The 13,277-nt window shown below is 60.9% G+C and carries 13 protein-coding genes; 4 read left to right on the top strand and 9 right to left on the bottom strand.

The window, feature by feature from the left end; all coding sequences use genetic code 11:
* The first annotated feature begins 23 nt into the window (after window positions 1–23).
* Window positions 24–473, top strand: a complete 450-nt coding sequence (cadR, locus tag K5Y35_RS09100; RefSeq protein WP_016983204.1) for a Cd(II)/Pb(II)-responsive transcriptional regulator — start codon at window positions 24–26, stop codon at window positions 471–473.
* A 125-nt stretch (window positions 474–598) separates the two neighbouring features.
* Here the strand turns inward: cadR and K5Y35_RS09095 are convergent, their stop codons facing one another.
* The 3 genes from K5Y35_RS09095 to K5Y35_RS09085 all read right to left on the bottom strand — a co-directional run bounded on the left by K5Y35_RS09095 (window position 599) and on the right by K5Y35_RS09085 (window position 3,298).
* Entirely contained in the window at window positions 599–1,570 is a 972-nt protein-coding gene (locus K5Y35_RS09095; RefSeq protein WP_123469624.1) for a thymidylate synthase, read from the bottom strand.
* 50 nt (window positions 1,571–1,620) lie between these two features.
* Entirely contained in the window at window positions 1,621–2,436 is an 816-nt protein-coding gene (gene lgt, locus K5Y35_RS09090) for a prolipoprotein diacylglyceryl transferase (RefSeq protein ID WP_123469626.1), read from the bottom strand.
* A gap of 79 nt (window positions 2,437–2,515) precedes the next feature.
* Window positions 2,516–3,298: a sulfite exporter TauE/SafE family protein gene (locus K5Y35_RS09085; RefSeq protein WP_123469628.1), complete on the bottom strand. Its 783-nt coding sequence runs from the start codon at window positions 3,296–3,298 to the stop codon at window positions 2,516–2,518.
* Between the two features lie 131 nt (window positions 3,299–3,429).
* Between K5Y35_RS09085 and K5Y35_RS09080 the strand changes: the two genes are divergently transcribed.
* On the top strand, window positions 3,430–4,176 hold the full coding sequence (locus K5Y35_RS09080; protein WP_128615562.1) for an NRDE family protein: 747 nt from the start codon (window positions 3,430–3,432) through the stop codon (window positions 4,174–4,176).
* Between the two features lie 357 nt (window positions 4,177–4,533).
* Here K5Y35_RS09080 and ptsP read toward each other — a convergent pair whose 3' ends face one another.
* Together ptsP and K5Y35_RS09070 are read right to left on the bottom strand one after the other, a co-directional pair.
* Window positions 4,534–6,813: a phosphoenolpyruvate--protein phosphotransferase gene (gene ptsP, locus K5Y35_RS09075; protein ID WP_123454403.1), complete on the bottom strand. Its 2,280-nt coding sequence runs from the start codon at window positions 6,811–6,813 to the stop codon at window positions 4,534–4,536.
* A 22-nt stretch (window positions 6,814–6,835) separates the two neighbouring features.
* Window positions 6,836–7,315, bottom strand: coding sequence for an RNA pyrophosphohydrolase (locus K5Y35_RS09070; RefSeq protein ID WP_003229203.1), 480 nt, complete (start codon window positions 7,313–7,315; stop codon window positions 6,836–6,838).
* Between the two features lie 143 nt (window positions 7,316–7,458).
* Here K5Y35_RS09070 and K5Y35_RS09065 point away from each other — a divergent pair, with 143 nt between their 5' ends.
* Window positions 7,459–8,115 carry an HAD family hydrolase gene (locus K5Y35_RS09065; RefSeq protein WP_123469632.1) on the top strand — a complete coding sequence of 219 codons (657 nt, stop codon included), beginning with the start codon at window positions 7,459–7,461 and terminating at the stop codon, window positions 8,113–8,115.
* 105 nt (window positions 8,116–8,220) lie between these two features.
* On the opposite strand, the gene K5Y35_RS09060 is transcribed toward K5Y35_RS09065, so the two are convergent.
* Window positions 8,221–8,634, bottom strand: coding sequence for a DUF2269 family protein (locus K5Y35_RS09060; RefSeq protein WP_222834098.1), 414 nt, complete (start codon window positions 8,632–8,634; stop codon window positions 8,221–8,223).
* 40 nt (window positions 8,635–8,674) lie between these two features.
* Window positions 8,675–10,189, bottom strand: coding sequence for a threonine ammonia-lyase, biosynthetic (gene ilvA, locus K5Y35_RS09055; protein WP_186747059.1), 1,515 nt, complete (start codon window positions 10,187–10,189; stop codon window positions 8,675–8,677).
* Window positions 10,190–10,337: 148 nt separating this feature from the next.
* On the opposite strand from ilvA, the gene rpiA reads away from it, so the two are divergent.
* On the top strand, window positions 10,338–11,012 hold the full coding sequence (gene rpiA / locus K5Y35_RS09050; RefSeq protein ID WP_007913886.1) for a ribose-5-phosphate isomerase RpiA: 675 nt from the start codon (window positions 10,338–10,340) through the stop codon (window positions 11,010–11,012).
* 144 nt (window positions 11,013–11,156) lie between these two features.
* On the opposite strand, the gene K5Y35_RS09045 is transcribed toward rpiA, so the two are convergent.
* Window positions 11,157–12,074 (bottom strand): SdiA-regulated domain-containing protein, encoded by a 918-nt coding sequence (locus tag K5Y35_RS09045; protein ID WP_222834097.1) that lies wholly within the window; start codon window positions 12,072–12,074, stop codon window positions 11,157–11,159.
* Between the two features lie 106 nt (window positions 12,075–12,180).
* The gene (locus K5Y35_RS09040) at window positions 12,181–13,104 is read right to left on the bottom strand and encodes an SdiA-regulated domain-containing protein (RefSeq protein WP_222834096.1); all 924 of its coding nucleotides are present in this window, start codon (window positions 13,102–13,104) and stop codon (window positions 12,181–12,183) included.
* Window positions 13,105–13,277: the final 173 nt, after the last annotated feature.

Below are 13,277 nucleotides of genomic sequence, written 5' to 3'. Positions count from 1 at the left end.
GCACCCTTTTGGAGATGGCTGTCATGAAGATCGGCGAACTGGCGAAACTCACCGACTGCGCGGTGGAAACCATCCGCTATTACGAGCGCGAAAACCTGCTGCCGGAACCGGCGCGCAGCGACGGCAACTACCGCGTCTACACCCAGGCCCACGCCGAACGCCTGACCTTCATCCGCAACTGCCGCACCCTCGACATGACCCTCGAAGAGATCCGCAGCCTGCTGGCCATGCGTGACAGCCCGCAGGATCAGTGTGAAAGCGTCAATACGCTGATCGACGAGCACATCCAGCATGTGAAAGCGCGGATTGACGGCTTGCTGGCCTTGCAGACACAGCTGCTCGACCTGCGCCAACGCTGTGGCGAAGGGCCGATGGCCGATCAGTGCGGGATTTTGCAGCGGCTGGAAGTGAGTGGCGGGGTTGTTGCGACGGAAGTCGAACACTCCCATGTAGGCCGCAGTCACGGCCACTAGGAACACCAAAAAACACTGTGGGAGCGAGCTTGCTCGCGAAAGCGGTGGTTCAGTCGACACTTCTATCAACTGACACTCCGCTTTCGCGAGCAAGCTCGCTCCCACAGGGGCGCGCGTACTACTTGTCAGACCGCCATTGGCGCGGTCATCGGCGCATGGTGCTCGTAACCTTCCAGCGAGAAGTCGCTCGGCTCCACCAGCTCCAGCCACTCCGGCTGATACACACCCGTCTTGGCAAATTCCGGCACGCGATCCGAAATCTTCAGCTTCGGCATGGCGAACGGCTCGCGCTTGAGCTGTTCGTTGAGCATGTCCAGGTGGTTCTCGTAGACGTGCGCATCACCGATGAAATAGGTGAACCAGCGCGGCGTATAGCCGGTCAGGCGACCGATCAGGCTCAGCAGCGCGGCGCCTTCGGTGAGGTTGAACGGCGTGCCCAGGCCCAGGTCGTTGGAACGGATGTAGAGGGTCAGAGAAATCTCTTTGGTCTCGACATTCGGGTGGAACTGGTACAGCAGATGGCACGGCGGCAGGGCCATTTCATCGAGCTGAGCGACGTTCCAGCCGTGGAACAGAATGCGGCGGCTGCCCGGATCCTTGATGATCGTGTCGACGCACTGGCGCACCTGGTCGATGGCTTTGTACAGCACCACGTAGGCCTGGCCATCTTCTTCGCCCTGGGCGATTTGCTTGTAGCCGTTGCTCAGGGTCTGCTCGATGGCGGCCGGGTTGCTCAGCGGGATCTGCTTGTACGCCGGCCATTTGCGCCATTGCACGCCGTAGATTTCGCCGAGGTCATCCTCGCCCTGGCGGAACGGGTTGGCCAGCCACTGCGCGTTTTCGTTGGCATTCTGGTCCCAGACCTTGCAGCCCAGCGCACGGAATTCAGCGGCGTTGTTCACGCCACGCAAAAAGCCGCACATCTCGCCGATGGCCGATTTGAAGGCCATCTTGCGCGTGGTGATCGCCGGAAAACCTTCCTGCAGATCGAAACGCAGCATCGCCCCCGGGAAACTGATGGTGTTGATGCCGGTGCGGTTGGCCTGCTTGGTGCCGTTTTTGATGACGTGCGAGACCAGTTCGAGATATTGCTTCATGAGTTACCTGTGTCCTTTGAGCCCCGGCGTCGCGCACCGGGGTTCGTAGTTTAAGCCGTCGGGGCAACCGGCGCTGCCGGCGCACGACGATAGGCCAGCCAGATCAGGAACAGACCGCCGACGATCATCGGCACGCACAGCACTTGCCCCATGGTCAGCCAGTTCCAGGCCAGATAGCCCAGTTGCGCGTCCGGTACACGAACGAACTCGACGATAAAACGGAAGATGCCGTAGAACAGCGCGAACATGCCCGATACCGCCATGGTCGGACGCGGTTTGCGCGAGAACAGCCACAGGATCAAGAACAGCGCGACGCCTTCGAGCGCGAACTGATACAGCTGCGACGGGTGACGCGGCAACTGCGCCGGGTCGCTGAATGGCGGGAAGATCATCGCCCACGGCACGTCGGTCGGCTTGCCCCACAACTCGGCGTTGATGAAGTTGCCGATACGCCCGGCGCCCAGACCAATCGGCACCATCGGTGCGACGAAGTCCATCAGCTGGAAGAACGACTTGCCGTTGCGCTTGCCGAACCACAAGGCCGCGAGCATCACGCCGATAAACCCGCCGTGGAACGACATGCCGCCCTTCCACACTTCGAAAATCAGCGTCGGGTTGGCGAGGTAGGCGCTCAGATCGTAGAACAGCACGTAGCCCAGCCGCCCGCCGACAATCACCCCCATCGACAGCCAGAAGATCAGATCGGAGAGCTTCTCCTTGGACCAGGTCGGGTCGAAACGGTTGAGCCGGCGCGACGCCAGCAGCCATGCACCGCCGATACCGATCAGGTACATCAGGCCGTACCAGTGGATTTTCAGCGGACCGATGGCCAGGGCCACCGGGTCGATCTGCGGGTAAGGCAGCATTGCGACTCCTCGTTAGAGTTGAAACCAAAATTCCCGGGCGACGCTGCCACCTCAGGATTAAGCCAGGATTGCGGCGCGGTTAAAGCAGAAAGCTCAAACCCACGCAGAACAGCAAAGCGGCGAACAGCCGTTTCAGCAAGCGCGGCGACAATTTGTGCGCCAGGCGCGCGCCGATGCGGGCGAACACCATGCTGGTCAGGGCGATGCCCAACAACGCCGGCAGATAGACAAAACCGAGACTATGCGGCGGCAGCAACGGATCATGCCAGCCCAGAATCATGAAACTTAAGGCACTGGCCAGGGCGATCGGCAGGCCACAAGCCGACGATGTCGCCACCGCTTGCTGCATCGGCACGCTGCGCCAGGTCAGGAACGGCACGGTCAACGAACCGCCGCCAATGCCGAAAATCGCCGAGGCCCAGCCAATCACACTGCCGGCCACGGTCAGACCGAGTTTGCCCGGCACTGTTCGACTGGCCTTGGGTTTAACATCCAGCGCCAGTTGCACAGCGATCACCAGAGCAAACACGCCGATGATTTTTTGCAGGTTGGGACCGGAAATAGCCTCGGCCGTCAGCGCGCCGAAACCGGCGCCGAGCAGAATGCCGACGGTCATCCACATGAAAATCGGCCAGCGCACCGCGCCGCGACGGTGATGCTCACGCACGGCGTTGACCGAGGTAAAGATGATCGTCGCCAGTGATGTCCCGACCGCCAGATGCGTAAGAATCGACTGATCAAAACCCTGCAGGGTGAAACTGAACACCAGCACCGGGACAATGATGATCCCGCCGCCCACCCCGAACAGCCCGGCCAGCACGCCCGCACAGGCGCCCAGCGCCAGATAGAGCAGAAATTCCATGACCGTCTCCCAGACCGCATCCCCAAAACCGGAGCGGCATGGTAACGGATGCATGGCCTCCTGCTCCACTTGCGATGGATGCACGGACGCCGGATGCGTAGAGTGAGCAAAAAACACACAAGGACCACCTTATGTGCCTGATTGTTTTCGCCTGGCGCCCGGGCCATGCCCAGCCGCTGATCGTCGCGGCCAACCGTGACGAGTTCTACGCCCGGCCCAGCCTGCCGCTGGCGCAATGGCCGGAAGCGCCGCACGTGCATGCCGGACGCGACCTGGAAGCGGGCGGCACGTGGCTGGGGATCGGCACCAACGGCCGCTTTGCCGCGCTGACCAACATCCGCGATCCGCACCAGCCGCCGGCACGCAAGTCACGGGGAGAACTGGTGGCGCGGTTTCTTACCGGCGATGCGTCGATTGATGATTATTTGAGCGATGTGGTCGGACGTGCGCCGGAATATGCCGGGTTCAACCTGCTGCTGGGCAATGCCCACGAGCTGTGGCACTTCAATGCGCGGACGTCCGAACCAGTGATGCTGGAGCCGGGGGTTTACGGGCTATCGAATGCCGGGCTGGATACGCCGTGGCCGAAGTTGCTCAAGGCCAAGGCAGCGTTGCACGCCGTGCTGGATGATCCGCAGCCTGAGCGGTTGTTGGAGCTGCTGGGCGATGCGCAGACGGCGCCGTTTGCCGAGTTGCCGGACACCGGAGTCGGGTTGGCCACCGAATCATTGTTGTCGAGTGTGTTTATCGCCAGCCAGAGTTACGGGACGCGGGCGAGTACGGCGCTGGTGGTGCAGGCGGACGGAACGCGGCGGATGTTGGAGCGCAGTTTTGGGCCTTATGGCGGGCATTTGGGCGAGGTGGAGATAAACGCTTGAAAGCTACCCTCACCCCAGCCCTCTCCCGGAGGGAGAGGGGGCCGACCGAGGTGTCTTGAGCCATACGCCGACCTGGAAGACCGAGCCGAATATGGATTCTGCACAGCACCTTCAGGTCGGCGCGGGGCGGTTATGAATTCTGCACTGCACTTTCAAGTTGCTGCCGGACGATTATGAATTCTGCACTGCACTTTCAAGTCGATGCGGGGCGATTATGGATCCCGCAATGCACTTTCAGGTCGGTGCCGGTCGATTGTGGATTCAGCAATGCACTTTCAGGTCGGCGTACCTCTGCAGCATCCCCCAATCAGTCCCCTCTCCCTCTGGGAGAGGGCTAGGGTGAGGGGCTTTTGATCTTCAGAGGGCCTTGATGACCGCCGGCGGATGCATCTTCGACAACCCGAGATTCTTCAGCGCCAATTGCAACGAGCTGTGGATCACTTGCGGGTTATCAATGGTCATCAGCTCCGCCAGCAACTCCTGAGCCTTGCTCAGATTCACCTGACGCAACATCCACTTCACCTTCGGCAGGTTGGTGGCGTTCATCGACAGGCTGTCGAAACCCATGGCCATCAACAGTACCGCCGCTGCCGGGTCACCGGCCATTTCGCCGCAGATGCTCACCGGCTTGCCTTCGGCATGGGCGTCGCGCACCACGGTTTGCAGGGCTTGCAGCACCGCCGGGTGCAGGTAGTCATAGAGATCGGCCACCCGCGGGTTGTTGCGATCGACCGCCAGCAGATACTGGGTCAGGTCGTTGGAGCCGACGGACAGGAAGTCGACCATCCGCGCCAGTTCCTTGGTCTGGTACACCGCTGCCGGGATCTCGATCATTACGCCGATCGGCGGCATCGGCACGTCGGTGCCTTCATCGCGCACTTCGCCCCAGGCCCGGTGGATCAGGTGCAGGGCTTCTTCGAGTTCGTGGGTGCCGGAGATCATCGGCAGCAGAATCCGCAGATTGTTCAGGCCTTCACTGGCCTTGAGCATTGCGCGGGTCTGCACCAGGAAAATTTCCGGGTGGTCGAGGGTGACGCGAATGCCGCGCCAGCCGAGGAACGGGTTGTCTTCCTTGATCGGGAAGTACGACAGCGACTTGTCACCGCCGATATCAAGGCTGCGCATGGTCACCGGTTGCGGATGAAACGCGGCGAGCTGTTCGCGGTAGATCGCCAGTTGTTCCTTTTCGCTCGGGAAGCGCTGGTTGATCATGAACGGCACTTCGGTGCGGTACAGGCCGACACCTTCGGCGCCACGCTTCTGCGCCCGCGCCACATCGGCCAGCAGACCGGTGTTGACCCACAGCGGCATGCGGTGACCGTCAAGGGTCACGCACGGCAGGTCGCGCAGGGTGTCGAGGCCCAGCGCCAGTTGTTTCTCTTCTTCGACGACCTCGGCGAACTGCTTGCGCAGCACTTCGCTCGGGTTGGTGTAGACCTCGCCGCGTGTGCCGTCGACGATCATCTCGATGCCATCGACCTTGGCGTACGGCAGGTCAACCAACCCCATCACCGTCGGAATGCCCATCGCCCGAGCGAGGATCGCGACGTGAGAGTTACCCGAACCGAGTACCGAGACCAGACCGACCAGCGTGCCTTCCGGCACCTCGCCGAGCATTGCCGGCGTCAGCTCTTCGCTGACCAGAATGGTTTTTTCCGGGTAGACCAGGTTCTGCTGACGCTCTTCCTGCAGGTAGGCGAGGAGGCGCCGGCCGAGGTCTTTGACGTCCGACGCCCGCTCACGCAGGTAAGCATCGTCCATCAGTTCAAAACGGTTGACGTGTTCAGTGACCACCTGACGCAGCGCGCCCTGCGCCCACTGGCCGGTCTTGATCACGGTGGTGATTTCGCTGCCCAGCGAGGCATCGTCGAGCATCATCAGGTAGACATCGAACAGCGCGCGCTCTTCCGGACGCAGCTGGGTCGCCAGTTTGGCCGACAAGGCGCGCATGTCGGCGCGCACGCCTTCGATGGCGGTCTTGAACAGTGCCAGCTCAGCGTCGATGTCGGTGATGGTCTTGTCCGGCACCACGTCGAGATCGGCCGGCGGCAGCATGACCACGGCGGTACCGACGGCAGCCCCGGGCGAACCCGGCACACCGACGAACTTGGCTTCCTGGATGCCTTTGCCCTGACGGCCCAGGCCACGGATCGAACCGGTGGCCTCGGCGTGGGCGATAACCCCGGCGAGTTGCGCGCTCATGGTCACGAGGAAGGCTTCTTCACCTTCATCGAACTGGCGGCGTTCTTTTTGCTGGATGACCAACACGCCGACGACGCGGCGGTGGTGAATGATCGGTGCACCGAGGAACGAGGCATAACGCTCCTCACCGGTTTCGGCGAAGTAGCGATAGCGCGGGTGATCCGCGGCGTTTTCGAGGTTCAGGGGTTCTTCACGCGTGCCGACCAGACCCACCAGACCTTCGTTGGGTGCCATGCTGACCTTGCCGATCGAGCGCTTGTTCAAGCCCTCGGTGGCCATCAGGACGAAGCGGTTGGTCTCGGGGTCAAGCAGGTAGACCGAGCAGACCTGGCTGCCCATGGCCTCTTTGACGCGCAACACAATAATCCCCAACGCCGCCTTGAGATCCTTGGCGGAGTTAACTTCCTGGACGATCTTGCGCAGCGTATTGAGCATGGCTCGGGGTCGAACTCCGTCGTCAGTCGCGCGCTAAAAGGCGCGGGGCAAGCTCTTTGAGGGCGCGGCGATACACCTCGCGCTTGAATGTCACCACCTGGCCCAACGGATACCAATAGCTGACCCAGCGCCAGCCATCGAACTCCGGTTTACCGGTCAAATCCATCCGCACCCGCTGCTCGTTGGAGATCAGGCGCAGGAGAAACCATTTCTGTTTCTGGCCGATGCACAGCGGTTGGCTGTGGGTACGCACCAGACGTTGCGGCAAACGATAGCGCAACCAGCCCCGGGTACAGGCGAGAATTTCAACATCTTCACGCTCCAGGCCCACTTCTTCGTTCAACTCGCGGTACAAGGCGTCCTCCGGCGTCTCCTCGGGGTTGATTCCCCCCTGCGGAAACTGCCAGGCATCTTGATTGATACGGCGAGCCCATAGCACCTGGCCGGCGTCATTCGTCAGAATGATCCCGACATTGGGGCGGAAACCATCGGGGTCGATCACGGCAACAACCTCGCAAACGCATGTCGCCGCATTGTTCCACAAAGCTTGATAAGGCGGCAACGAAGGTTCCTACCTTATGTGCACTCTTGTGAAAAGACCGTATTCTTGTCGCCTTTTTACTGACTTTTCAGCGGGTAACTGCAATGCGCCTGGCTCTATTCGATTTGGACAATACCCTTCTGGGCGGCGACAGCGATCACGCCTGGGGCGATTATCTGTGTGAACGCGGCTTCCTCGATCCGGTGGCGTACAAGGCTCGCAACGACGAGTTCTATCAGGATTACCTGGCCGGCCAACTGGATAACGCCGCGTACCTGAACTTTTGCCTGGAAATCCTCGGCCGCACCGAAATGGCCGTGCTTGAGCAATGGCACAACGACTACATGCGCGACTGCATCGAGCCGATCGTGCTGCCCAAGGCGCTGGAGCTGCTCAAACAACACCGTGACGCCGGCGACAAACTGGTGATCATCACCGCGACCAACCGCTTCGTGACGGCGCCGATTGCCGTGCGCCTGGGCGTGGAAACCCTGATCGCCACCGAGTGCGAAATGATCGATGGCCGCTACAGCGGGCGCAGCACCGACATTCCATGCTTTCGCGAAGGCAAGGTGACACGCCTCAATCGCTGGCTGGAGGAGACCGGGCATTCGCTGGATCACAGCTATTTCTACAGCGATTCGATGAATGACCTGCCGCTGCTGGAGCAGGTGGCGAACCCTGTCGCTGTCGATCCGGATCCGAATCTGCGGGCCGAGGCCGAGAAGCGCGGCTGGCCGGTTATCTCGCTGCGCAGCTGATTACGCCTTCGCGAGCAAGCTCGCTCCCACAAGGTATTTGTGAACCACACAGATCCAATGTGGGAGCGAGCTTGCTCGCGAATGGCGTCGACTCGGTCTCAAGCCTTAAACGGGCTTGGCCCCCATCAACGCCGCGATGGCGAGAAATCCGACGCCGCTGACAATCGCCAGTGCCAGATTGAATTTCCGATTGCCGACCCCGCTCGTCCACAGCCGATTCAGCCGAACCAGCAGCCAGACGGCACTGAACGTGGCCACGGCATAGATCACACTGGAACCCAGAATCCAGAACTGCCCCAACGACCAGCCCACCAGGTGCACCAGCCACCAGCCGGTGAACGGCATGCTGAACATTCCGAGCAGCATCAGACACCAGATGAACAGCCAAGGCCGCTGCATCGTGCTGGCCGGTCCTTCGCTGCGATTACGCCAGGAAAGCGCGGCGAGCCCCAGCCCGCTCGCAAGGATCACCACGGTCGCCGCAACGTGAAGGACTTTCAGGGTGGTCAGGGTTTCCATGTGTTCGTCTTCCTTGGGCCATGCCCATCAGCGTAGCCGCTCAGCCAAGAAACAGCTGATAGGCCGGGTTCTCGCTTTCATCCCAATACGGGTAACCGATTTCCTCAAGGGCCGCCGGCACCAGATGGCGCTCGTCGTGCGGGACTTGCAGACCGGCGACCACGCGGCCATCGGCAGCCCCGTGGTTGCGGTAGTGGAACATCGAGATGTTCCAGCGCCCACCCAGCTTGTTGAGGAAGTTGAACAGCGCCCCCGGACGTTCCGGGAACTCGAAGCGAAACACCACTTCATCAATGACGTGCGCCGCGTGCCCGCCGACCATGTGGCGAATGTGCAACTTGGCCAGCTCGTTATCGGTCAGGTCGATGACCGGGAAACCCTGTTCGGTCAGGCTCGCCAGCAGGGCGCTGCGCGGGTCGTTTTCCGGATGGGTCTGCACGCCGACGAAAATGTGCGCTTCGCTGCCGGTGTTGTAGCGGTAGTTGAATTCGGTGATCTGGCGTTTGCCAACGGCCTCGCAGAACGCCTTGAAGCTGCCGGCCTTCTCGGGAATGGTCACCGCGATGATCGCTTCGCGGCCTTCACCCAGCTCGGCGCGTTCGGCGACGTGGCGCAGGCGGTCGAAGTTGACGTTGGCGCCGGAGTCGATGGCGACGAAGGTCTGGCCGCTGACGCCGCGCAACTCGACATACTTCTTGATCCCGGCCACGCCCAAAGCGCCGGCAGGTTCGGTGATCGAGCGGGTATCGTCGTAGATATCCTTGATGGCGGCGCAGATTTCGTCCGTGCTGACGGTGATCACTTCGTCGACGTAATCCTTGCAGATGTCGAAGGTGTGCTGGCCGATCTGCGCCACCGCCACGCCGTCGGCGAAGATGCCCACGGTCGGCAATACCACGCGCTCACCCGCGGCCATGGCCGCTTGCAGGCAATTGGAGTCGTCCGGCTCGACACCGATGACCTTGATGTCCGGACGCAGGTATTTCACATACGCTGCGATGCCGGCGATCAGACCGCCGCCGCCGACCGGCACGAAGATCGCGTCCAGCGGTTGCGGGTGCTGACGCAGAATTTCCATCGCCACGGTGCCCTGCCCGGCAATGGTGTGCGGATCGTCGTACGGGTGGATGTAGACGTAGCCCTTTTCGTCGACCAGTTTCAGCGAATAGGCCAGTGCCTCCGGGAACGAATCGCCGTGCAACACCACTTTACCGCCACGCGAGCGCACGCCCTCGACCTTGATCTCCGGGGTGGTCTTGGGCATGACGATAGTGGCTTTGACGCCCAGCACTTTCGCCGCCAGGGCCAGACCCTGCGCATGGTTACCCGCCGACGCAGTGACCACGCCACGGGCGCGCTCTTCGTCGGTCAGTTGGGTCAACTTGTTGTAGGCGCCGCGAATCTTGAACGAGAACACCGGCTGCAAGTCTTCACGCTTGAGCCAGATGTCATTGCCCAGCCGCTCGGAGAGCTGGCGAGCGTTCTGCAGCGGGGTTTCTACGGCAACGTCATAAACGCGCGAGGTGAGGATCTTTTTGACGTACTGTTCGAGCATCGGAAAGCATCACTGAGCGGGTTGGGCAGGGCCAAGGAGTCTAACCCGGCTTTTGCCCGGACGACCACACGAATCCAGAGGTTTTAGCCGCGCTTGCGGCTATAATGCCGGCCTTTCCGTTCTCACCTTGCCCGCTTCCGGAGCCCGCATGACCCAGGATCAACTCAAACAGGCAGTGGCGCAGGCCGCCGTCGACTTCATCCTTCCGAAACTCGACGACAAGAGCATCGTCGGGGTCGGCACCGGCTCCACCGCCAACTGCTTCATCGACGCCCTGGCCCAGCACAAGGGCGCGTTCGATGGCGCGGTCGCCAGCTCCGAAGCCACCGCTGCGCGCCTCAAGGGCCACGGTATTCCAGTGTATGAGCTGAACACCGTCAGCGACCTGGAGTTCTACGTCGACGGCGCCGATGAAAGCGACGCGCACCTGAACCTGATCAAGGGCGGCGGCGCAGCCCTGACCCGCGAGAAGATCGTCGCCGCCGTGGCCAAGACCTTCATCTGCATCGCCGACGCCAGCAAACTGGTGCCGGTGCTGGGCGAGTTCCCGCTGCCGGTCGAAGTGATCCCGATGGCCCGCAGCCACGTTGCCCGCCAACTGGTGAAACTGGGCGGCGACCCGGTGTACCGCGAAGGCGTGCTGACCGACAACGGCAACATCATTCTCGACGTGTTCAACCTGCAGATCACCAACCCGGTGGAGCTGGAAGCGCAGATCAATGCGATCGTCGGCGTGGTCACCAACGGCCTGTTCGCGGCGCGTCCGGCGGACCTGTTGCTGCTGGGTACCAGCGAAGGCGTGAAAACCCTCAAGGCTGAGTAAGCCCAGACTGCCCGAAATTTATGGGCAGATGAATAAACTGTGGGAGCTGGCTTGCCAGCGATGAGGCCGTGAGACTCAACAACAATGTTGACTGACAGACCGCCATCGCTGGCAAGCCAGCTCCCACAGTGTTTACGGTGTTGGTTAAGGCTGCGCAGGTTTTTTGAAGACGTAAAACAGGTTCGGCTCACTCACCAGATACAACGTGCCGTCATCATCCATCGCAATCCCCTCAGCCTGCGGCACGGTTTTCTTCAAACCCTGGCGCCCGCCACTGATCGACATCGTGCTCAACGGCCGCCCGCCGACATCCAGCTCCAGAATCAACCTTGACTCATCCGACAGCGCCAGCAAATGCCCGCTGCGCTCGTCGTATTGCAGGCTCGACAGATCGCGCACAAACATCCCGGCATCGCGCTTGGGATCGTTGATCACGTGCACCGCGTAGGACTTCTCCGGATTGAAGTGCGGAAAACCGTGCACTTCGTAGATCAGCATCGGGTTGCGTTCCTTCGCAACAAACAAGCGCTTGCCTACCGAGTCATACGCCAGGCCTTCAAAACCTTTGTTGCTGGCCATATGCACGCCGAGGGTCATCTGCTCGGCGTCCGCCGCGTCGAGGAATGTGGTGTCTGCCTCCAAGTGAATCTTGATCAGCCGCTGCTGACGCTCATCCGTGATCACGTAGGTGTCGGCGCTGATGTACTCGACGGCTTCGGGATCGCCAAAACCAATCAGGGCAATGCGCCGCAGGATCTTGCCTTCGAGCGACAGTTCGACCAGTTCGGAATTCTTGTTGGTTACGGTGAACAGGCTTTTGCGCACCGGATCGAAGGTGAGCGCCGAAACATCGTCGTCCAGCCCGTCAATCACCCGCGCTTCAATCTCGACGCGATACTGATCCAGCCCAATCGACTCGCTACTCTGCGGTTGCCACAGCGTGTGCAGATTGAACCAGGCGCGCTCGAACAGGCGCAGGTATTGGCCGATCGCAATCAACGCGATCAGGGCAATCACCGACAGGGTGACGAACAGGGGCTTGGGGCGGGCAAGTCGACGCATTCGGGTGGGCTCGGATTCAAAACAGGCGGATGAAATATCACGCCCGTCTGAATTGAAGCTTAATGGCCACTTGCCTTAAACCACAAGACAACCCCGGCAGCAGAGGCTATTTGTGTTTTTCGAAGCGGTAAAACAGGTTGGGCTCACTGACCATGTACAGCGTACCGGCCTCGTCCATGGTCACGCCTTCGGCACGGGGAATGGTGTTTTTCAGACCGTTGAAGCCGCCCAGTAGGGTCATGAAGCTGACCTGTTCGCCTTTCTCGTCCAGCTCCAGCAACAGGTGCGAATCGGCAGACAGCACCAAGGTGTGCTGAGTACGCGGGTCAATCGCCAGGGCCGAGAGGTTGCGGATATCCAGCTCATCATTGGCAAGCTTCTGCTTGTCACCCTTGAGGATCTGGCTGCCGTCGCCTTTCCAGGTGAACAGCGCCGGCGGACGCTCTTCGCCCAACAGCAGTTGCTGGTTGTGCGGGTCCCAGGTAATCGCTTCGAAGGCTTTGTTCTGATCTTTCGACGGGCCGAGATCGTACTTGGGGAAGTCGGCGATGTTCAATTCGCGAGTGTCGGCATCGACCTCGACGATCGAGAGCATGTGCTGACGCTCATCGACAATGGCCATCAGGCCGTTCTCCATGACCGTCAGGCCTTCCGGATTGCTCCAGCCCACCAGCGGCATTTTGCGCAGCACATCGCCGTGCAGGGTGAGCTCGACCAGGAACGGATTTTTGCCCATCACCGAAAACAGGGTCTTGGTCTGTGGATTGTAGGCGAGGTCCGAGGCCTCGTCCTTTTCCATGCCCGGCAGCAGTTTGCCGTCGATGACCACCCGATAGTCCGGCAACCAGACGCTGGCTTTCTGCTCGACCTGGCTCTCGAAACGCTCGCGCACCCAGAGCAGGCCACGGTCATCCCAATGCATGGCAAACGCCAGACCATAAGCGGCGGCAAGCACCAGCAACAGCCAGACATACCAACGCAGGGCAAAACGTGAACGACGAGGAGAATCGAGCTGAGTTTGAGCAGACATCAGGGACGCATTCCGAATATTCAGGCTATGGGTAATAGCACAAAGAGGCCGGCTCAGACGCCAGAATGAGAGGAATTATCCGGACAGGATGTGAAAAAAACGGCAAATGGCGGGATTGTCGTGTGTTGCCAACCATCTTCAGGGCCCCACAAAACAATGTGGGAGCGAGCTTG

Source organism: Pseudomonas sp. SC3(2021), assembly GCF_019856535.1.
Lineage (GTDB): Bacteria > Pseudomonadota > Gammaproteobacteria > Pseudomonadales > Pseudomonadaceae > Aquipseudomonas > Aquipseudomonas monsensis.
The sequence above is the reverse complement of the archived record's forward strand: the minus strand, read 5'-3'. Positions and strand labels throughout refer to the sequence as shown.